Origin of the sequence: Pseudomonas sp. BF-B-30 (genome assembly GCF_019956305.1) — a bacterium.
In the GTDB taxonomy this organism is placed as follows: Bacteria; Pseudomonadota; Gammaproteobacteria; order Pseudomonadales; family Pseudomonadaceae; genus Aquipseudomonas; species Aquipseudomonas jessenii.
The window spans coordinates 1-21324 of sequence record NZ_JAHBDG010000047.1; the positions used below are offsets into that span (position 1 = coordinate 1).

Genomic DNA, 21324 nt, shown 5'->3' on the forward strand with positions numbered 1-21324 from the left:
GGAGTCTCGTCGGCAGCGTCAGCTGTGTATAAGAGACAGACTGATACACCGCCTTCGCGAGCAAGCCCGCTCCCACAGGTTTCCGGCCAGGCCAATGATTAGAAGCCCCAGCGCAGCAACAACAGCACCAGCACGACCAGGAACACCGTCTCCCCCACCATCAGCAGAATCGGCTTGATCCCGACCGCTGCCAGCTCGCGCAAGCGGGTCTTCATGCCCAGGGCACTGATGGAAATCACCAGGCACCAGCGCGACAGTTCGTTGACCGATCCCTGCACCGCAGGCGCTATCCATCCGGTGCTGTTGATGCAGGCCAGAATCAGAAAACCGACGGCGAACCACGGCAACAGCGGCGGGCGCTTGCCGGTCGGATCGGCGCCTTGCATGCGGGTGATCATCGCTGCAGTGACGATCACCGGCAGCAGCATCGCAACGCGCATCAGCTTGACCACCGTGGCCGTGTCGCCGGTCTCGGTCGACATGCTGTAGCCGGCACCGACCACCTGGGCCACGTCGTGGATCGTGGCGCCGAGGAACACACCCGCCACCTGCGGCGACAACTGCAGCCAGTTGGCGATCATCGGATAGACAATCATCGCCAGAGTCGACAACGCCGAAACGCCGATGACGGTGAACAGGGTCGCCCGCTCTTTCTGCGGATGGTTCGGCAGCGCCGCTGCCAGCGCCAAGGCCGCCGAAGCGCCACAGATGGCCGTCGCGCCGCCGGTGAGCATGCCGAACAGGCGCTGGAAGCCCAGGGCCTTGGCGGCGATCACAGACACGCTGATGGTCACCACCACCAGGATCACCACCAGTGCAATCGGCTTCCAGCCCAGCGCGGCCATTTGCTCCAGGGTGATGCGCATGCCCAGCAGCGCCACGCCGATGCGCAGCACGGTGCGGGCGGTGAACTCGATACCGGCCTTGCAGGGGCCGTCATCGGCGAGAAAATTCAGGGCCATGCCCAACAGCAAGGCAAACAGCATGACCGGCGCACCGTAGTGTTCGGACAAGAACGACGCGGCGGCCGCGACAATCAGACTGACGATAAACCCAGGTGCCAGTTCGCGCGTGCGACTGTGGATACGGGTAAGAGCAATGGCGCTCATGGCGCGGACTCCTCGGATGCGATAACGATAAACGCCTGGCCGTCGATGATCTCGACCGGGTAGTTGGTGACTTTGACCTGCCTGGAGTTGAGCAGGTAGCCGCTGTGCAAATCGAAGCGCAAACCATGGGCGAGGCATTGGATCACCCGGCCTTCAAGACGCCCCCCGCATAGGGAAGAGCCCTGGTGCGGGCAGCTGTCGTCAATGGCAAACAACTGCCCGTCGACGTTGAACAGCGCCAGGCTTTTGTCTTCGAACTCGAACAGCGCCCGGCCTCCAGCCTGCGGGTGTTTGCCGGCTGGCACGGGAATGCGTCGGGTCATGCTGGCTGCCGCTCGCGATCACTTTCCTTGAGGGCTTCGGTCATGGCCGCGAGCAGCGCCTGAGCAGGTTGTGCGCCGATCACCGTCATGCGGTTATCGAACTTGAAGCTCGGCACGCCACTGGTCGCGTCGGGGGATCCTTCAAACGGCGTGGCATCGCCCTTCAGGCAATCGAGCACCCCGTCCGGAGCGACGCCGCAGGAGCGGGCAATGGCAAGCAAGGTCTCACGGCAACCGAGGTTTTCACGTCTCAGGAAATAAGCGGCGAACAGTCGCTCGAGCAACATTTCACGCTGACTGGCATTGCCCAGTGCGCTGGCACGCTCGAACAAACGATGGGCGTCCGCGGTGTTGGGCATCGTCTCGATACGGCTGAGGTCGATGGCCAGTCCAACCGCCCCGGCAGCCTGCTGTACCTGATTCTGGCGCATGGTCATTGCGTCGGCATTGCCCAGGCGCTTGCGGTAGAAATCGGCGAAAGGTTCACCTTCTACCGGTATCTGGGGCAGCAACTGCACGCCATGCCACACCGTGGTGATCTGCACATCCGGGTGACGACTGCGAAACTGCACCTGCGCATGCTCCAGCTGGCGTTTGCCGATCAGGCACCAGGGGCAGATAAAATCGAAAAACACATCAATACGTAAACGACGACTCACAACTTCACCTCTATCCCGGCTGCACTGACAGGCTCAGGCACGCTCTGACCCTCAAGCCGGGCGATATCTTTTTGGTAATGACACTTGGCATAGAAAAACACCGCTGCCGCCGCGAGGCTGACCAGTGGCACTAATTGGAAAGCGGCATGCAGCCCGATGAGGTCGGACACACGGCCAGTCAGGAACGGCCCGGGTGCCAGCCCCAGCAGGTTATTGGCCAGGGTCAGCGTGGCGAACGCCGTACCGTGGACGGAGTAATGGGTCAGGTTGGCAACCATCGCACCGGCGGGGCCGGTGGTGCCGGTGGCAATCGCCATGCCCAGACAGACCAGCGCCAGTTGCACAGGCCCTGCCGACAATGCGAACGCTGCCGACAGCAACAGGCAACTGCCCAGGCAAAAACCAATGGCCAGGCTGACCTTGCGCTCCGGCGAGTTCCGACACAGGCGATCGCTGAGCATGCCGCACAGGATCATCCCCGCACCGCTGCACAACACGATGATTGCCGCCATGCCACCGGCCTTGTCGGTAGGCATGTCGTAGTAGCGGTTGAGGTAGCTGGGAATCCACACCATCACCGTACCGCCGACGAACAACTGCAAGCCGCTGGCGATGTAGGTCGACACCACCGAACGGCTGGACCACAGCGTGCGCAGCGGACGCTTGACCGCGGCAGCCGTCTTGTTCGCAATCTGCGCGGCACGTCGTGGCGCTATGCGCGCTTCCTTGACGATGAGCGGATAGAGCATCGCCAGCACCAGGCCAAACAGCGACATGCCGGCGAACGACCAGCGCCAGCCCAGCTTGGCGGCAATCGCACCGCCCAAAGCCATGCCCAACACCGAACCGAACATGCCGCCGGCCATGAAGGCACTGGCCAGGGTGGCCCGCATGTGTTTGGGGAACACCGAAATCACCACCGCGATGCCCACGCTGCCGTAGGCGGCTTCGCCGACGCCGACCATGAACCGCGCAATGAACATCTGCTGGTAGTCCTGAGCCAGCGCGCAACCCAGGGTCGCCACGCTCCACAGGAAAGCCATCAGCGCCAGGCTCTTGACCCGACCGAAGCGGTCGGCCATCAACGACAGGGGAAATGTCAGCAGGCCGACCATCAGGGCAACGATGCCGCTAAGCAGACCCAGTTGTCCGTCGCTCAACGCCCACTCAGTCTTGAGCAGGGGGAATACCGCGTTCAGTACCTGACGCGACATGTAATCGGAAATCAACAGACCGAACGTCAGGGCAAAGACGATCCAGGCATATTGGCGCGCAACGCCGACTCCGCAGGAGTCGTCATCGTCAGCGGCTATTGGGTGAAAGGCCATGCAGCCTCCTCAAGAGCTTTGTTTTATTTTTCTTATCAAGCGTGTAACGGTCAGGCGGACGAGAGGTCACGGCCTCTCGCCCCGACCCTAGGTCAACCGCGTTGCGGTACACCTTTCTGCCCAACCTTGCGGTTGGGGGCCATGCCGTTGGCCAACAGGGTTTCTTCGATGGTTTCGTACTGCACGCCGATGCGGTAGATCTCGCGGGCTTCTTTGCCGGTGGCGATTTCACGACCCAGTTCATGGGCAATGCGCACGGTTTGCTGGATCTGTGCAACCGAGCCGAAACGATCGCCCTTGTGATCAATGATAGTGTCTTCATTGCCCACGCGCGGGTGCATGCCCATGGCCATCGACATGGTGTTGAACGGCATGACGTTCTTGAGCAGCGATTCGGAGGTCAGGGTGCAACCGTCCGGCGCGCGGTGGATGAAGTTGAAAAAGTTGAACGGGTTCGGGCCGTCGAAACCGCCGCCGATGCCGATCCAGGTCAGGTTCAGCGGGCCCTTGTAGATGCCCCTGCGCACTAGGCGCTCGAGGGTTTCCATGGCGTGCATGCCGGTCAACTGGAAGTGTGGCTGGATGCCGTTCTCCATAAGGCGCTTGAGGTGCTCGGCCACCCAGGCCGGACCTGCCGGTACGGTCATTTCGCTGTAGGCGGCGTGGATCAACGGGTTGTCCAGGGAGGTGCCCTTCAGGTACTCCGGATACAACAGTTCCATGATGTTCATTTGCGTGGTGTTGATCGCGACCGTGACCTGATCCGGTTTCGGCGTCAGCTCGGCCAGCATGTGGCGAGTGTCGTCGGACAGCCACTTGGCCGCTTCGCCATCGCTTTCCGGAGCGAAGGAAATCGAGCCGCCGACCTGGATGATCATGTCTGGCACGGCTTCACGCACACCGGCGATCAGCTCGTTGAACTTCGACAGGCGCTTGGAGCCCTTGCCGTCCAGTTCGCGCACATGCAGGTGCAGCACGGTGGCGCCGGCTTCATAGCATTCGACCGCTTTCTGGACTTGCTCATCCATGGTCAACGGGATGTCTTCCGGGAAGTCTTCCGGCATCCACTCCGGGCCGTACGGGGCCACGGTAATGACTACCTTTTCCATGTTTTCCGGGTGCAGGGAATCGTCGAAGAATTGCATGGTTAACTCCAGTTCTTATGCCAGTTCTTATGATTGTTCCGCCCACCCGGGGTCGTGCCGGGCAGACGTGTTTACGAGTGCGAATGCTGCGAGTGCGGATGCAGGTGGCGTTCGATCAGAACGTCTTGTCGCCGATAATCCCGGCACGCTCCATCTTGCGATGGCACGGCGGGTAGTCCATGACGGCGTAATGCTGGGTACTGCGGTTGTCCCAGATGGCGATGCTGTTGGGCTTCCAGCGCCAGCGCACCTGATACTCAGGGATGTACGCCTGGCTGATCAGGTAACGCAGCAACTCGCCGGCGCCGGGGTTGGCGTCCTGGCCGAAGCGCACCCGCTCAGGGGTGTGGTAGTTGCTGAAGTGGGTGGTGAAAGCGTTGACGAACAGCACCTTCTCGCCGGTTTCCGGATGGGTGCGCACCACCGGGTGTTCGGCGTCCGGGTACATCGCCTTGAGCGCCAGGCGTTTTTCAATCGGCATGGCGGCACCGAAGCTCGCTTCGATGCTGTGGCGGGCACGCAGGTCGGCGATCTTGACCTTTACGTCTTCCGGCAAATTCGCATAGGCCTGGACCATGTTGGCCCACATGGTGTCGCCGCCCACTGGCGGGCATTCCACGCAACGCAGCACGCAGCCCATCGGCGGTGCTTCGCGCCAGGTGGCGTCGGTGTGCCAGGCGTTTTCATAGCGGTCCATCGGCTGGTCAGGATTCTTGTAGATCTGCACCAGCCCCGGATGCTCCGGATCACTGCCGGCCACCGGATGATCCTCCAGCTCGCCGAAGCGCCGGGCGAAGGCCACGTGCTCGGCGCGGGTGATGTCCTGATCACGCAGGAACACCACGCGGTGCTTGAGCAACTGGGCACGAATCTCGGCAAACAGACCATCGTCATGCACTGCGTCGGCCAGGTTGACGCCGATCAGTTCGGCGCCAATGCTGCAGGTCAATTGTTCGACTTTCATGGCTGGCCGCTCCTTAAACGACGAAAATCGATGAGCCGGTAGTCTTGCGCGATTCAAGGTCGCGATGGGCCTGCACGGCGTCCTGCAGGGCGTAGTGCTGGTTGATCTCGATCTTGATCCGGCCGCTGCCGACATGGTCGAACAACTCACCCGCCAGGGCGGCTTTTTCCGCAGGGTCGCTGATGTAGTTGGCCAGGGCAGGACGGGTCAGGTACAGCGAACCTTTCATCGCCAGCATCACCGGGTCGAACGCCGGGATCGGGCCGGACGCGGTACCCACGCAGACCATCAGGCCACGGGGTTTCAACGAATCCAGCGAACCCATGAAGGTGTTCTTGCCAACGCTGTCGAACACCACGTTGACGCCCACGCCATCGGTCAGTTCGCGAACGCGAGCGGCGACGTCTTCATGGCTGTAATTGATCGTATGGTCGCAACCGTGAGCCCGGGCGATTTCCGCTTTTTGCTCGGTCGAAACCGTGCCGATCACGTTCAGGCCCAGCAACTTGGCCCACTGCGAAACGATCAGACCGACACCGCCAGCGGCGGCATGCAACAGAATGCTGTCGCCCGGTTTGAAGTCGTAGATGCGGCGCATCAGGTACGAGGACGTCAGGCCACGCATGGTCATCGCGGCAGCGGTCTCGAAGCTGATGGTTTCCGGCAGCTTGATCAGCGGCGCGGCCGGGATCAGGCGCTCGGTGCTGTAGGCGCCGAGGGTGTTGAGGAAACCGGTGTAGGTGACGCGATCACCGACCTCGACGTTGGTGACCCCTTCACCAACGGCCTGGACTACGCCAGAGGCCTCGACGCCCATGCCGTTGGGCATCGGAATCGGGTAGGTACCGTTACGGAAATAGGTGTCGGCATAGTTCAGGCCAACCGCCACATGACGAAGGCGAACCTGGCCGGGACCGGGTTCGCCGACTTCGACGTCCTCATAACGTAGAACTTCGGGACCACCGGTTTCGTAGAAGCGTACGGCTTTGGCCATTTTTCTTATTCTCCAATCTGCATATGGGCGTGTTGCATCGAATTGCGCTGATTGGACTGTAGGACGAGGCCCTTTGAGACGCTTCTCATCAGACGACAATGGCTTTTCATTTGGTGACAGGCAGAAACGGGATCGTTCTAGCCGGTCCGGTCGTCACCTGCGCTATCATCGCCCGCCTCGATGCCCCAAGAGCCTTGACCCCGGATGTCCGAAGCACTGCCACTGTCCAACGATCACCCAGCCCTGCCGCCGGTCTTGGCCGGCCCGCTGTTGCGGCGTCTTGAGCCCATGCGGCTGGTGCTGTGGCTGGTGGGTTCCCGGGCGCTGGCGCTGACCTTGCGCTTGCAGGGCGTCGGCGATATCCGACTCGATGCCGGGCAATGCACAGTGATTGCGGTGGGGGCTCATGCCTTTGTGCACTTGATCGATGTGCAACTCGATTGCGCCCTGCCCCGGGATGAGTCGATCGACTATGACCTGCTGATCGATGGCACAGAAAAAGGCATCGCCGACTGGGCACCGCACCTGCTGTATGGCGATGCCCATTGCCCGAACTTCGTCCTGCGCGCACGGGTCGATCAGTTGCTGCACGGTTCTTGCCGCAAACCTCATCACCCGGCGACAGACGGCTTGCTGTGCGTCGACCGGTTGCTGGCCCAGGAACACGCGGCAAAGGACCGCCCGGCACTGCTGATGATGACTGGCGATCAGGTCTACGCCGACGATGTCGCGGGGCCGATGTTGCGGGCGATTCACGCCTTGATCGAGCGTCTGGGCCTGTTCGGGGAGCACCTCGAAGGCGCGGTGGTCAGCGACAGCGCCAGGCTCTACGAGCATCCGGCCAGTTACTACCACCGCGCGGATCTGCTGCCGGCACTGCAAAGCAATGAAACCCTGCGCGAGCGATTTTTCGGTGGCGCGCGCAAGCCGATTTTCACCAGCAGCAGCGCCGACAATCACCTGGTGACCTTCGCCGAAGTCATGGCCATGTACTTGTTGGTCTGGTCGCCAGTGCCCTGGACCCTGATCGCGCCCCAGGCACCGACGCTGACGCCGCAAAGGCTCAAGCGCTACGCCCTTGAGCAGACGCGCATCGATGCCTTCAAGACAGGCCTTGGCAACGTCGCGCGGGCACTGGCGCATCTGCCGACGCTGATGATTTTCGACGACCACGACATCACCGATGACTGGAACCTTTCCGCGCAATGGGAGGAAACGGCCTACGGCCATCCGTTCTCCCGGCGCATCATCGGCAACGCGCTGCTGGCGTACATGTTGTGCCAGGGCTGGGGCAACAACCCGGATGCGTTCACTACCCTGCTGGAAAAGTCCGGAGCCTTGAGCGACAGTGCGCGCGACCTTCACCTCGACAGCACGGTTCAGGATGACTTGATCAGTGATCTGCTGAAGTTTCAGCACTGGCATTACGTGCTGCCGACCACCCCGGCCATGGTGGTGATCGACACCCGCACCCGGCGCTGGCGCAGCGAGATGAACCTCAAGCAGCCTTCCGGTTTGCTCGACTGGGAAGCCCTGAGCGAACTGCAACAGGAACTGCTGGACCACCCGAGCGCAATCATCGTTTCACCGGCACCGATCTTCGGCGTCAAACTGATTGAAACCGTGCAGCGGGTATTCAGCTGGTGCGGTTATCCACTGCTGGTGGACGCGGAAAACTGGATGGCCCATCGCGGCGCGGCACAGGTGATCCTGAACATTTTCCGCCACTCGCGCACCCCGGGTAACTACGTAGTGCTGTCGGGCGATGTGCACTATTCCTTCGTCTACGAAGTGCTGATCCGCCACCGCAAGGCCGGACCGCGCATCTGGCAGATCACCAGCAGCGGCATCAAGAATGAATTCCCGCCCAGCCTGCTCGAGTGGTTCGACCGCCTCAACCGCTGGCTGTACTCGCCACGCTCACCGTTGAACTGGCTGACCAAGCGTCGACGCATGCGCATCGTGCCCCACGTGCCCGAACACGCCGAAGCGGGTGAGCGGCTATGGAACTCGGCGGGGATCGGCCAGGTGTATTTCAATGACCTGGGACAGCCGCAGACCATCTATCAGCACAATTCGAACGGCTCACCGAAGACCCGGATGATTGCGCCGGCAAGCGATGATTGAGGCAGAGAAGACACCACAAAAAACTGTGGAAGCGACGGTGCGGCGATCTGACCTGCTCCGGGCGGCGTACCGACGAATGCTGTCTGTCAGACTCTACAATTGTGACTGTCATACCGCCTTCGCGAGCAGGCTCGCACACACTGGATTTCTGGCGTATACACTTCTTGTGCTATTTCCAGATCCTGTGGGCCTGCTCGCGAAGAGGCCAGTTAAATATTGGGGGAATCCATTCTGTAACCCGCCCCCGGCGTACCTTCATGGAGTGCCACCTGAATTTTCGAATACAAGGCATTCGCCTCAGCAGTGGTGATTGATCGCGAACAATCACGCAGTACAACACGTAGTAGCACATTCTCCTGCCCCGGCAGCAATCCGAGGCGATCAATGGCCTGCAGAGGCAGTTCTGTGAACGCCCAGCGCCCTTTGATCTGCATTTCCTCGATCCAATCTGAACAATCGCCAGCTGCCTGCAACATCCTTTCAGTCAACACCTCCTCGCTCAGCCCCGGCGTTACCGCTAACGAAATATCTCGAGTAATCGAAGGCAACCGAGAGACGGCGCTCCACAGATTCAGATCATGCATCTGTGCCTGTACTCGTTCGTTCTGATCACGTAGCAAACGAATATCCGGGATGCCTTTGCGCAGCATGGTCAAGCGATCCAATCCCATTCCCAGCGCCAGTCCTCCATGACGCAAAGGATCGATCTTCAGTCGCTCCAATAATGATTTGGCAATTCGACCGCACTCCAGAACCTCGACAGGGACGCCGTCATTCAACAGGTTTACTTCGATCCCGCCCTCAGTGTAGTGATGCGGACTATCACTGTAGATCCAAGGCATATCTGGCACGGCAGATTTAAGGATATCGCCGACCAAGCAAAGTAAATGCTCATGCGTCGACAAATCAGGATCACCGAGCACCCAGATATCCATCTGATGGGGTTCCGCACAATGCCAACGATCCCGGCTGTCGCGACGAAAAGTGATACCAGGCGCGGCCAATAATATTGACTGCCCCGGTTGCCGTAGCTGGGCAGCTCGCTGAAGCGCTGCTGGAATTTGACTGGTGGTTTGCGTTCGCAGCAACGAACACTCATCGACCCAGCGGGTGTGTGCACTTCCGAGGGTGATTTCTGCTGGGTCATAACCGAGCAATCCGTAGTTTTCTTCAGCGGAGACAATTCTCGGCCCCGTCTGCACTTGCGCTTGTGGCCAGCCTTTATCCGTTAATCCTTGAAGGACCTCCTTGAGTAATAATCGAATGGCGTGATCGGGTGCAGCGGGTTCTGTTAGATCAGCCAGTAACAAGGCTTGGTGTACGGACGTATCCGTCAGATATTTCTTTGATTCCTGCACTAAACAACCCCCTTACTAACAATTGAATGTAGCCCCCCGTAAAAAGAGTCCCGTAGACCAACCTAACGATTTCAGATCGTCCTTCACAACCAAATTCGGTGAAAAACTAAATTTTCAGAAGAGGACTACAGCCACTACTTACACAAATAACCAAGAGCCTCTCACAAGACACTTCAAAAGCATCATTAGTTCTAAAAAACCTCAAGCAACCTATTTAATACATCAAAAAAAACCTGTGTTAATTATTTCGCCCCCTCAGGACCACCAGGGAGCACAAAACCAACAAAATGAAAAAGGACGATCAAATGAAAAAGAAAAATGTCGTTAAAGAAAAGCTCACCCGCATAACTTCCGGCCCGGAAAATTTTGGCTGGGCGCCGTTAGCTTGGGCTCATACTGAAGAGTAAATGATGAAAATGGGCGTCAAGATCACTCTTGCCGCCCACCGACAAAAAAGGAGGTACCAATGTTATCCAGAACGATGATAACAACGCTCTTTGGTCAAGAAGAGCCTTCCATAATTGCGGACTTTGAGGAGTTCCTCCAAGAGTGCTCTAATTTAGGATTCAAGACACTCAACATTTCTGACATCGACAGACTCCCCAAAAACAGCATCATCTTTTCATTCACTAATGATGCAGCGAAAAAGACATTTGAAATTGCGAAAAATACCAAACACAAAAAAAGCATCTTTTGTGCAACACAAGTATTCGAGCCTACTTTAAAAGCAGCACTTTATAGTTTGAATCTGTTATTGATAAGCGACTTTCAACAAGCGCTAAGCACACAAAGACGTGTACTGAACATGCTCAATTCACACAACTCATTTTTCTTGACCGGAAATGACGCTGACGCGCAAATAACGATAGCCCCTCACGCTCAGCCTTATGCTTTGATTACCGAGGATATAGAAAACGATTTCATTCAGTCCGTGGCGGAGTTTTTTGAAGTCCATTATGCTCACATGAAGCCACAAGAGCCGAGTCCGTTTTCCTTTCACGGAACATTAAAAATATCCGGAACACTTACAGTTCTTAGAAGACCCAACCCAGCTTTACCAGAAGGCTTAAATACTTCTTTAAAATGGTTGAATGATCGCATATCTGAAGAAGGCGCACTATTGACCATTGAAGAAAACACAATCACCTCACTGAAAATAAATGGCAATGAACACATAAAACTATTGGATCTTGCAGCAGGACCTAGAGGCCTCAAGCTGACTGAGTTTGCTATTGGAGTAAACGAAACAATCGCAAATAGCATTGACTACAAAATCAACTCTCAATTAAACGAAGGAATTAATGGCGTTCATATAGCAATTGGGGACGGTTCCTCTGGCTATCACATAGATTTCCTGAGCCCAGCAGTAAAGGTAAGCCCAACTCACAACTGAGCCAACCTAATCGCTCTCACTACAACCACCCACATCACAGCGATGTCTAAAAACTGACACTATAAAAGGGCTTACAGAAATGATAAGCAGTGACGCACGGCAAGTTACCGATGGACCTCAAGGCGCACAGGCCGGCAGATTCTGGTGTACCTGCAGGCTTGCCCGCGATAAGACCAGCACATCCAGCATCAATGCTGACTGAAGCACCGCTTTCGCGAGCAGGTTCACACCCACAATTGATCGGTGTCTCTCATGAACCTCACCCGAACCTTGATCATCGGCAACTCCGGCTCGGGCAAGAGCTGGCTGGCGCAGCGGCTGGCCGAGCAACTGCGTGTGCCCTGGACCGATCTCGACCGGATTCACTGGCTGTCCGACGAACACAGCATCCCCCGCCCCCGAAATGAAGCGCTGGGAATGGCGCGGATCGCTGCCGATGAAGAGCGCTGGGTGATCGAAGGGGGTTACGGCTGGATCGTCAGTGAAATCCTCCACCGGGCCACGGCGTTGATCTGGCTGTGTATCGATGACGTCGATTGCGTTGCCAACATTCGCCGGCGGGAAGCCAACGATGACGAACGATTCATTGCAATGCTGGAGTGGGCTAGCAACTATCGCACCCGTGACGACTCAAGTGGATTTGCGGCGCATCAGCGGATGTTCGATGACTTTGGTGCCTCGAAGATCCGCCTGACCAATCGGGTTGAAATCACCGACTTCGCTTCAGAAGCAGGAATATTACCCATCGGTTAAAGCACAAAACCTGTGGGAGCGAGCTTGCTCGCGATGACGGCAACACATTCGACATCAATGGTGACTGACCCATCGCTATCGCGAGCAAGCTCGCTCCCACAGGTATTGCGGTGCCCAGGGAGCGTATTTCAAGCCACCTTCACCACACCACTCACCCCCCTGACAATCATCTCCACCTCCCGCTCATCAAGGGTCAGCGGCGGCAGCAGGCGAATGGTTTTCCCCCGCGTGACATTGATCAGCAAGCCTTGATCCCGGGCGGCGATCAGGCTCAGGTCGCGGATCGGTTGCTTGAGTTCGATGCCGATCATCAGGCCCTGGCCGCGTATTTGCGAGACGTTCGGGTTGCCCGCCAGTTCTGTGCGCAATCTTTCGAGCAGGCGCGCCCCCTGACGCCGGGCGTTTTCCAGCAGCCCTTGTTCTTCAACGATATCCAGCACGGTGCATCCGACTCGGCAGGCCAGCGGATTACCGCCGAACGTGCTGCCGTGGCTGCCCGGCGTGAAGAGTTCGGCCGCCTTGCCACGGGCCAGGCAAGCGCCGATGGGCACGCCGTTGCCCAGGCCTTTGGCCAGGGTCATGACGTCCGGGACGATGCCTTCGTGCTGGAACGCGAACCACTGGCCGGTGCGGCCGATGCCGGTCTGGATCTCATCGAGCATCATCAGCCATGAGCGCCGGTTGCACAGTTCCCGCACGGCCTTGAGATAACCCGGCGGCGCCAGTTGCACGCCGCTTTCGCCCTGGATCGGCTCCATCAGGATCGCCACGATCCGCGAGCCAAAGGCCTGTTGCACCTTGTCCAGCGCGCCGAGGTCGCCGAACGGCACTTTGACGAAATCCCCCGGCAGCTTGTTGAAACCCAGGCGCACCGCCGGGCCATCGCTGGCAGACAAGGTGCCTAGGGTGCGGCCATGGAACGCATTCTCCATGACCACCACCAGCGGCTGCTCGATGCCCTTGTGCCAGCCATGCAGCCGGGCGATTTTCAGTGCGGTTTCGTTGGCTTCGGCCCCGGAGTTGTTGAAAAACGCCCGGTCCATGCCCGCCAGCTGCGTCAGTTTCTGCGCCAGCCGTTGCTGCCAGTCGATGCTGTAGAGGTTGGAGGTGTGCAGCAGCAACCCGGCCTGCTCGGTAATGGCGGCAACGATTTTCGGATGGGAGTGGCCGACGTTGGTCACCGCCACACCGGCGACCGCATCCAGGTATTCGCGACCGGCCTGATCCCACAGGCGAGTGCCCAGGCCCTTGTTGAAACTCAAGGCCAGGGGTTGGTAAGTGCTCATCAGGCAGGCGGCGGTCATGACATCAAGCTCCAGCAAGGGTCGGTGTTTTTGCAGTATGGTTAGCCACCAGAGCTGGATAAACACCGTAAAACTTCAATCATTTAAAAGCAGAGCTTGATAATGGATTTATTCCAGGCAATGACCGTCTACGTGAAAGTGGTGGAGACCGGCAGCATGACCGCCGCCGCCTTGCAGTGTGAAATGTCCACGACCATGGTTGGCAATCACCTCAAGGCCCTGGAGCAACGGCTGGGTGTGCGCCTGCTCAACCGCACGACGCGGCGCCAGCGGCTGACCGAGTTCGGCGCCGCGTATTACCAGCGCTGCCTGGAGGTGCTGGGGTTGGTGGCCGATTCCGAGCGACTGGCCGAGCAGGCTCTGGACGAACCGAGCGGCACCTTGCGCATCACCGCGCCCCTGACCTTCGGGACCGAGCGCCTGGCCCCGGCATTGAGTGAGTTCAGCCGGCAAAACCCGCGGGTGAAACTCGACGTGGTGCTGACCAACCGACGCCCGGATCTGCTGGAAAACGGCCTCGATGTAGCGTTTCGCCTCGGGGCGCTGGAGCCCTCCAACCTGATCGCCCGCCCGCTGATCGACTACACCCTGACCATGTGTGCGTCACCGGACTACCTGGCCCGTCGCGGCACTCCGCAAACACCTGAAGACTTGCGCCATCACGACTGCCTGTCCTTTGCCTATCCGGCCGGAGATGACTGGCAATCGGTGCAAAAGGAATGGCGCCTGGCCGGTCCCGATGGCGAAGTCAGCGTGGGGGTCGGCGGGCCGATGCTGATCAACAGTTCCGCCGGACTGCATCAAGCGGCGCGCACCGGCATGGGCATCGTGATGATGCCCGACGCCTTGGTCGAGCAGGACCTCAAGGACGGAAAGCTGTTGGCCTTGATGCCCGATTACTGTCCGCCCAGCCGGCCGATGCACCTGGTCTATGCCCAGGATCGCCACCGTTTGCCGAAGTTGCGCCGTTTCGTCGAATTCGCCATGCAGCTGTGGGGCAAGCACTGATCCGCTGACCGACGATTCAGTGCCAGGGTCGTCGATTCCCCATTCACTACATCCCCGCCTTCACCAACACCGGCTGTTCCTGATAACGATCCGGGTACAACTGCTTCAACTGCGCCACTTTTGGCAAATCGTTGATCACGATGTATGGATAGGTCGGATGCTCGGTCAGGAAATCCTGATGCTCCTCCTCCGCCGGGTAGAAACCGTTGAAGGTTTCAAGCTTGGTCACGATCGGTTTGTCGAAGACATGCGCGGCATCGAGCTGGGTGATATAGGCCTGTGCGACCCGCTGCTGCTCAGCGTTTTTGGTAAAGATCGCCGAGCGGTACTGGGTGCCGCTGTCCGGGCCCTGGCGGTTGAGTTCGGTCGGGTTGTGCGCCACGGAAAAGTAGATCTGCAGCAAGGTGCCATAGCTGACCTGGGCTGGATCGAACGCGACTTCGACCGACTCCGCATGGCCGGTATTGCCGTTGCTGACGCGCTCGTATTGCGCGGTATTGGCCGCCCCGCCCGCGTAGCCGGAGACGGCGTTCTTCACGCCTTTGACATGCTGGAACACCCCCTGGACGCCCCAGAAGCAGCCGCCGGCGAACACCGCGGTTTCGCTGCGGGCCTGGGTGGTTTCATCAAGGGCCGGCGGTGGAAGGATGACCGCCTTTTCGGCACCGCCGAAAGAGAAGGCCGAGCATTGGCTGATGATGCCGGCAGCCGCCAGCCCCAGCAGGGTACGGCGCCAGGTAAAGAGTGTTTTCATGGGGCGAACTCCTGAAGCGTTGAACAGTTATCAGCCGAAAGTGAAGGCGTAAGCCGACGCACCCGGATCAAGAAACTCGATACTGAAGGTCCGGTCGGTTACGCCACCGCTCTGGCGCACCAGTTGATACAAACGCTGGTCCGTCACGGTGCCGCTGCCATCGGGTGCCACGTCCATGCCATGGGCATCGCCGGGGGCCTTGCCGTCGATCAGCACCTTGAAACGCACCGGTTTGCCATCGGCGCCAGGGCCGAGCACCAAATGCAAATCACGGGCGTGGAAGCGATAGACGATGCGGCTGGCCGGGGCGCTAGCGGTGGCCCGCTCCGGGCCGACATGCCACTGGCCGCCCAGGCTCCAGTCGTTAAGGGCCAGTTGCGTCGGCGGGTTGTAGGCCGCAACCTTGTCCGGTACCAGCGCGGTTTCGGGCACGAAATGCTCAGCGCGCTGGTAGCCGACATAGGTTTCCGGCGACTGCACGGCGTCCTTGTCCGGGGCCATTTGCACGCCATCGGCCTTGGCACTGATCAGCCCGTCGGCGACCTTGGCCGCCCCCGCCTCGCGCAGCAATTGCTGGATGACCCGCTCCGATTCGGCGTACGCGCCTTCGCCGAAATGGTGATAACGAATGCGTCCCTGGGCGTCGGCAAAGTAATGCGCCGGCCAGTACTCGTTGTTGAAGGCGCGCCAGATCTTGAACTCGTTATCGATGGCCACCGGGTAGTTGATGCCCAGGTCTTTCATGGCCTTGGTGACGTTGCTGACATCGCGTTCGAAGGCAAACTCCGGCGCATGCACGCCGATCACCACCAGGCCTTGATCGCGATACTTCTCGGCCCAGGCTTTCACATAGGGCAGCGAGCGCAGGCAGTTGATGCAGGAGTAAGTCCAGAAATCCACCAGCACGACCTTGCCTTTCAAGGCCTGGGCATCGAGGGGTGGCGAGTTGAGCCATTGCACGGCGCCCTCCAGTGACGGCAGGTTGCCTTCGACCGGCAAGGTGCCCGGGGTTTTGTCAGCCACTTGCACCGCGCCGGCGGAGGTCGAGTTTTGCGCCATCATCGCCCCGCTGTTACGCGGTAACTTGCCGGACAGTTTCTCCACCAGCGCTTGCTCGATACCACCGGTCGACGCCGTGGAAAACCGCGCCAGAATCCCCGTATCCAGACCCAGGGCAATCGCTGCCACACCGGCCAGCATCGCCGCACCAAGGCCGCGACGCAGCCATTCGCCCGCGCCAATCGAATGCTTCATCGCGATGAAGACTTTGCCGCCCAGCAACAAGGCCAGCGCGAGGGAAGTGGCGGCACCGGCGGCGTACGCCAGCAGCAAAAAGGTGGTTTGAATGCTGGCGCCTTGCAGCGCCGCACCGGTCAGCAGCAGGCCCAGGACCGGCCCGGCGCACGGCGCCCACAGCAAGCCGGTGGCCACGCCGATCAGGAGCGAAGCACCGGGACGTGGCCGTGCATCGGCACCCGCCGCCTCCGACAAACGACTGCCCGCCGCCACCAGTGGCCGGGTCAGACGCTCGGCCAGTTGCGGCAGCAACAGCGTCAGACCGAACAACGCCACGAACACCAGCGCCAGCCAGCGCCCGTACTGATTGAGTTGCACCACCCAGCCACCGCCCACCGCCGCCAACGTGGCGACCAGCGCGAAGGTCAGCGCCATGCCCACCAGCAGCGGCAAACCGCTTTTGACGAAGGGTTGCCCGGTGCGGGCGAAGACAAATGGCAACACCGGCAGAATGCACGGGCTGACAATCGTCAGCACACCACCGAGATAAGCGAGGACCAGCAGCCACATGGCGATTACCTGCAAAAAAGTGAGTGGAATGGAATCACACCGTCATGGGCACGAATTTCATCGCCAGGCCGTTCATGCAGTAACGCAGGCCGGTGGGTTTCGGGCCATCGTCGAAGACATGCCCCAGATGCCCGCCACAGCGCCGGCAATGAACCTCTTCACGGACCATGCCGAACGCACGGTCCTGGCGGGTCGCCACGGCCTTGTCCAGTGGTGCCCAGAAACTTGGCCAACCGGTGCGGCTGTCGAATTTGGTCGCCGAGGAAAACAGCGGCAGCTCGCAACCGGCACAGACGAACGTGCCATCGCGGTGCTCGTTGTTCAGCGGGCTGCTGTAGGCCCGCTCGGTGCCCTCTTCGCGAAGGATTTCGTACTGTTCATCGCTCAGAAGAGCGTGCCATTCGCTGTCGCTGTGGGTCACTTCGAATACCTCCGCTGCGCTGGCTTCACTGATCAAGGCCGAGCCTGTGGAAAACTTCGGCAACAGGCCGATCGCCAGGGCTGCCACCCCCAGCCCGCCGCTCGCTACAAGAAATTGCCGTCGTGAAAACATGCTCGCCTCCAAAAAATCCAGGGGTGTTTCATAGAACACAGCCTAGGCTTTGGGTGATCGCCAAATCCTCACGGGAAGTTAAACAATTCGTGATAACTCGGGCGCCGAAAAACCCGCACAATGCATAACGCCAATTTTGAACAATGCATTTCCTGTGGGAGCGAGCTTGCTCGCGATGACGATTGCACAGTCAGCATCGTCGTTGACTGACATTGCGCCATCGCGAGCAAGCTCGCTCCCACAGTTTTTGCACCTTGACCGAGTGGCATTACGCACAATGCGCCGAAGGATTGAGCTGTATGGAACAGACCAAACGCGTCCTGGTGGTCGAGGACGATATGCATATCGCCGACCTGATCTGCCTGCATCTTCGCGACGAGCAGTTCGAGGTGGTGCACAGCGCCGATGGCAATGAAGGCATGCGCCTGCTGCAGCAAGGCAACTGGGACGCACTGATCCTCGACCTGATGCTGCCCGGTGTCGACGGCCTGGAAATCTGCCGCCGCGCCCGCGCCATGGCCCGCTACACGCCGATCATCATCACCAGTGCGCGCTCCAGCGAAGTGCACCGGATTCTCGGCCTCGAACTGGGTGCCGACGACTACCTGGCCAAGCCCTTTTCCATGCTTGAACTGGTGGCCCGGGTCAAGGCGTTGCTGCGCCGGGTCGATGCCATGGCGCGCAACCTGAAGATGGACGCCGGCAGCCTGCTCACCGACGGCCTGGCCATCGACCCGATCACCCGCGAAGTGTCCCTCGATGGACGACGCCTGGACCTCACGCCCCGGGAGTTCGACTTGTTGTATTTCTTCGCCCGCCAGCCCGGCAAGGTGTTTTCGCGCATGGACCTGCTCAATGCCGTGTGGGGCTACAGCCACGAAGGCTACGAGCACACGGTCAACACCCACATCAACCGCCTGCGTGCCAAGATCGAGGCCGACCCGGCGCAACCGGTGCGCATCCTCACGGTCTGGGGGCGCGGCTACAAATTCGCCACAGGGGAGGAACCACGGCCATGAGGCTGACCCTGACGCAACGCCTGTCCCTGGTGTTCGCCGTGCTGCTGCTGGTGTGCTGCGGCACGTCGGCGTGGTTGCAGGTGCGCTCCAACCAGATGCATGAGCAGGAAGTGGTGCAAGGCTTGTCCCGGGACCTGGCGCAGCACATCGCCAGTGACACGGTGCTGATGGACACACAGGGCCTGATGCCCAATGCCGTGCGTGACCTGTTCAGCAAGCTGATGCAGGTCAACCCGAGCGTCGAGGTGTACCTGCTGGACACCGAGGGCAAGATTGTCGGCAGCGCCGCGCCCGAAGGCCGGATCCGTCGTGAGCGGATCGACCTGGCGCCGATCGAGCGCCTGTTGCGGGGCGATGCCCTGCCGATTCTCGGCGACGACCCGCGCAGCGTCGATGCGCGCAAGGTGTTCAGTGCTGCGCCGCTGAAGGTCGACGGCAAGCCGGCCGGTTATCTCTATGTGGTGTTGCTCGGCGAGGATCACGACCGCCTGGCCGAACGCGGTGCGACCAGTGCAGCGCTCAACACCGCGCTGTTGTCCATCGGGCTGGTGGCGTTGCTGTGCCTGATTGCCGGTCTCACCGCATTTGCCCTGATCACCCGGCCGTTGCGCCGCTTGACCGAAACCGTCAGCCAGTTCGACATCGATGGGGTGCCGGTCACACCGGCCCTGCCCGTCGCGGTGGAGAAAGCCGCGAGCCACGATGAAATCGCCGTACTCGATGCGGCGTTCAGACAGATGCAGACACGCTTGGGCGAGCAATGGCGCTCGTTGACCCGCCAGGATCAGGAGCGCCGCGAACTGGTGGCGAACATCTCCCACGACTTGCGCACGCCGCTGGCCTCGTTGCACGGTTATCTGGAAACCCTGTCGCTCAAGGACGCCACGCTGTCCCCTGCCGACCGTCGTCGTTATCTGGGCATCGCGCTGGACCAGAGCCGCAAGGTGGGTGGTCTGGCGCAGTCGCTGCTGGAACTGGTGCGGCTGGAACATGGCTTCGTACAGCCGGTGCTGGAACGCTTTTCCCTGACTGACCTGGCCCAGGACATCTTCCAGAAATTCGAACTCACCGCCGAAGCGCGTCAAGTCGAGTTGAAGGCCACTTTTGCCGCCAACGTCTCGGCGGCCTGCGCCGACCTTGGGCTAATCGAGCGTGTGCTGACCAACCTGTTCGACAACGCCCTGCGCCATACCCCGGCCGGTGGCGAGGTCGAACTGGGCCTGCGCCCGCAAGGCTCATTCATCGAAGTCACGGTCAGCGATACCGGCCCCGGCATCGCCCCGGAACTGCGCGAAGGGTTGTTCCTGCGGCCGTTCAATATCGGCGGCGCACGCCGTGATGGCGGGTTGGGGTTGCGGATCGTGCATCGCATCCTGCAATTGCACGGGCGCGAGATTCAGTTGATCGATGTGCCGGGGCGGGGTGCGACGTTCCGGTTTTCGCTGCCGATCGATGAGGAAACGGCGACTGCGTTGGCGGTGCGGTCGATGAACCTGAATACCCCGCGGCAGGCCTGAAAAGTTGTGGTGCCTGACAGGGCCCCATCGCGGGCAAGCCCGCTCCCACAGGGTGAGTGGGTGTACGCAAGATCTGCGAACAACCCAAACCACTGTGGGAGCGAGCTTGCTCGCGATGGTCTCAAGGGCACCGCGTACACCCGGAATGAACGCGTTATCGTTAACGTCCATCGCGAGCAGGCTCGCTCCTACAGGGGAGCAAAAACATGACCGGCCGCCTGTTGATCCGTGACAACGCCGCCCCGGTCCAATAGATTAGTCGGCCTGAAAAAGCCCCCGGGCTTTTTCGCCCCTATTCAAGTTCAAAGAAGTAGTGAAATTTCAATGTCCGATTCCAATACCGCTGAAACCGTTATCACCTTGTCGTCCAAAGCGGAATACGAAAACTCCATCAATCTTTCACAACACGTGCCTCAGGCCAAGACCATCAGCGAGATGGTGCTGGACGCGTTCCAGTCCACCCGCGAAAGCGACCAGATCCGCGAACTGCGCGCCGCGATCCGCCAGGCCCACGACAGCTTCGATGACGATAAAGCCTACGAACTGATGGGCCAGCTCAAGCAGCTCAAGGACGCCGAGGCCGCCGATATCGCCGCCCTCGAAGACCTGAGCGGCAAATTCCCGATCAGCCGCATCCTGTCCAGCTTCAAGGACGATCCGGCGTTCCAGGAAATCGTCTACGGCCTGGCCCTGAAGGTGCTGAACCAGACCCACCAGGCCATCAGCAACCCGAGCGGCGGCAAGAGCAAAGCCGCCAAGGCGAAGAAAGAAGTCGAAGTGTTCACCATCAGCAAGAACGGCATCAGCGTCACCCTGCCGATGCGCACCCCGCGCTCGCGCCTGAGCGTCGACCGTGAAGCCCTCGAATTCCTCGGCTTCACCTTCGTTGGCGAAGGCGAAGAGGCGGAACTGGAAAGCGAGACGTTCCTGGACAACAGCGGCGCCGAGCAAGCGGTCAACCGCAAGAACATCATCACCGCCCTGCAGCAGCAGACCGCGTTCGACGGGTACAGCATCGCCGCGCAGTAAGGCGCCCCTCGCCACAAGGTCCTCAGGGACTGCCCCATGAGCCCCGCCATCAGTGCGGGGCTTTTTATTGCCCGTGATTCGGGCAAAACCGCGATTACTCTTCCAGTATCGACGCAGAACACCACTTCCCTTCACCCATGAGCACCACGGGTCCGCCTGCGGGGAGCGTCAACTCACTTTC

19 protein-coding genes are annotated in these 21324 nt (G+C 60.0%); 7 read left to right on the forward strand and 12 right to left on the reverse strand.

Annotation, left to right across the window (positions count from 1 at the left end; genetic code table 11):
* Positions 1 to 98 precede the first annotated feature (98 nt).
* The 7 genes from KGB29_RS22270 to KGB29_RS22300 form a co-directional block, all read right to left on the reverse strand.
* Positions 99 to 1109 (reverse strand): YeiH family protein, encoded by a 1011-nt coding sequence (locus tag KGB29_RS22270; RefSeq protein ID WP_154947349.1) that lies wholly within the window; start codon positions 1107 to 1109, stop codon positions 99 to 101.
* Complete coding sequence (locus KGB29_RS22275) at positions 1106 to 1432, reverse strand: Rieske (2Fe-2S) protein (protein ID WP_057716326.1); 327 nt, start codon at positions 1430 to 1432, stop codon at positions 1106 to 1108. The genes KGB29_RS22270 and KGB29_RS22275 overlap by 4 nt, the downstream gene beginning before the upstream one ends.
* Positions 1429 to 2091, reverse strand: a complete 663-nt coding sequence (locus KGB29_RS22280; RefSeq protein ID WP_154947348.1) for a DsbA family oxidoreductase — start codon at positions 2089 to 2091, stop codon at positions 1429 to 1431. The genes KGB29_RS22275 and KGB29_RS22280 overlap by 4 nt, the downstream gene beginning before the upstream one ends.
* Positions 2088 to 3419: an MFS transporter gene (locus tag KGB29_RS22285; RefSeq protein ID WP_154861659.1), complete on the reverse strand. Its 1332-nt coding sequence runs from the start codon at positions 3417 to 3419 to the stop codon at positions 2088 to 2090. The genes KGB29_RS22280 and KGB29_RS22285 overlap by 4 nt, the downstream gene beginning before the upstream one ends.
* A 92-nt stretch (positions 3420 to 3511) precedes the next feature.
* Positions 3512 to 4564, reverse strand: a complete 1053-nt coding sequence (locus KGB29_RS22290) for a 3-keto-5-aminohexanoate cleavage protein (RefSeq protein ID WP_150815015.1) — start codon at positions 4562 to 4564, stop codon at positions 3512 to 3514.
* Positions 4565 to 4679: 115 nt separating this feature from the next.
* Positions 4680 to 5528 (reverse strand): TauD/TfdA dioxygenase family protein, encoded by an 849-nt coding sequence (locus KGB29_RS22295; RefSeq protein ID WP_057716330.1) that lies wholly within the window; start codon positions 5526 to 5528, stop codon positions 4680 to 4682.
* A gap of 13 nt (positions 5529 to 5541) precedes the next feature.
* Positions 5542 to 6522: a quinone oxidoreductase family protein gene (locus KGB29_RS22300; RefSeq protein ID WP_008050013.1), complete on the reverse strand. Its 981-nt coding sequence runs from the start codon at positions 6520 to 6522 to the stop codon at positions 5542 to 5544.
* 204 nt (positions 6523 to 6726) lie between these two features.
* Here KGB29_RS22300 and KGB29_RS22305 point away from each other — a divergent pair, with 204 nt between their 5' ends.
* Complete coding sequence (locus KGB29_RS22305) at positions 6727 to 8649, forward strand: alkaline phosphatase D family protein (protein WP_150815016.1); 1923 nt, start codon at positions 6727 to 6729, stop codon at positions 8647 to 8649.
* Between the two features lie 209 nt (positions 8650 to 8858).
* Here the strand turns inward: KGB29_RS22305 and KGB29_RS22310 are convergent, their stop codons facing one another.
* Entirely contained in the window at positions 8859 to 10007 is a 1149-nt protein-coding gene (locus tag KGB29_RS22310) for a hypothetical protein (protein ID WP_057716332.1), read from the reverse strand.
* 466 nt (positions 10008 to 10473) lie between these two features.
* On the opposite strand from KGB29_RS22310, the gene KGB29_RS22315 reads away from it, so the two are divergent.
* Complete coding sequence (locus KGB29_RS22315; RefSeq protein ID WP_154861654.1) at positions 10474 to 11400, forward strand: hypothetical protein; 927 nt, start codon at positions 10474 to 10476, stop codon at positions 11398 to 11400.
* Between the two features lie 252 nt (positions 11401 to 11652).
* Entirely contained in the window at positions 11653 to 12153 is a 501-nt protein-coding gene (locus tag KGB29_RS22320; protein ID WP_154861653.1) for an adenylate kinase, read from the forward strand.
* A gap of 128 nt (positions 12154 to 12281) precedes the next feature.
* Here the strand turns inward: KGB29_RS22320 and KGB29_RS22325 are convergent, their stop codons facing one another.
* Entirely contained in the window at positions 12282 to 13457 is a 1176-nt protein-coding gene (locus KGB29_RS22325; protein WP_150815019.1) for an aspartate aminotransferase family protein, read from the reverse strand.
* A 102-nt stretch (positions 13458 to 13559) separates the two neighbouring features.
* On the opposite strand from KGB29_RS22325, the gene KGB29_RS22330 reads away from it, so the two are divergent.
* Positions 13560 to 14465 carry a LysR family transcriptional regulator gene (locus KGB29_RS22330; RefSeq protein ID WP_154861652.1) on the forward strand — a complete coding sequence of 302 codons (906 nt, stop codon included), beginning with the start codon at positions 13560 to 13562 and terminating at the stop codon, positions 14463 to 14465.
* A 46-nt stretch (positions 14466 to 14511) separates the two neighbouring features.
* Here KGB29_RS22330 and msrA read toward each other — a convergent pair whose 3' ends face one another.
* The 3 genes from msrA to msrB are packed head-to-tail and all read right to left on the reverse strand — an operon-like array spanning position 14512 to position 17578.
* Positions 14512 to 15219 (reverse strand): peptide-methionine (S)-S-oxide reductase MsrA, encoded by a 708-nt coding sequence (gene msrA, locus KGB29_RS22335; protein WP_154947347.1) that lies wholly within the window; start codon positions 15217 to 15219, stop codon positions 14512 to 14514.
* A 30-nt stretch (positions 15220 to 15249) separates the two neighbouring features.
* Positions 15250 to 17025 (reverse strand): cytochrome c biogenesis protein DipZ, encoded by a 1776-nt coding sequence (locus tag KGB29_RS22340; RefSeq protein WP_150815021.1) that lies wholly within the window; start codon positions 17023 to 17025, stop codon positions 15250 to 15252.
* Between the two features lie 34 nt (positions 17026 to 17059).
* Positions 17060 to 17578: a peptide-methionine (R)-S-oxide reductase MsrB gene (gene msrB, locus KGB29_RS22345; protein WP_150815022.1), complete on the reverse strand. Its 519-nt coding sequence runs from the start codon at positions 17576 to 17578 to the stop codon at positions 17060 to 17062.
* Between the two features lie 299 nt (positions 17579 to 17877).
* Here msrB and KGB29_RS22350 point away from each other — a divergent pair, with 299 nt between their 5' ends.
* The 3 genes from KGB29_RS22350 (at position 17878) to KGB29_RS22360 (ending at position 21143) form a co-directional block, all read left to right on the forward strand.
* A complete protein-coding gene (locus tag KGB29_RS22350) occupies positions 17878 to 18597 on the forward strand; it encodes a response regulator transcription factor (protein WP_154947346.1) in 720 nt (239 codons plus the stop codon).
* Positions 18594 to 20114 carry a sensor histidine kinase gene (locus tag KGB29_RS22355; protein ID WP_154947345.1) on the forward strand — a complete coding sequence of 507 codons (1521 nt, stop codon included), beginning with the start codon at positions 18594 to 18596 and terminating at the stop codon, positions 20112 to 20114. Before KGB29_RS22350 ends, KGB29_RS22355 begins: the two co-directional genes overlap by 4 nt.
* A 324-nt stretch (positions 20115 to 20438) precedes the next feature.
* Positions 20439 to 21143 (forward strand): hypothetical protein, encoded by a 705-nt coding sequence (locus tag KGB29_RS22360; RefSeq protein WP_150815026.1) that lies wholly within the window; start codon positions 20439 to 20441, stop codon positions 21141 to 21143.
* Positions 21144 to 21324: the final 181 nt, after the last annotated feature.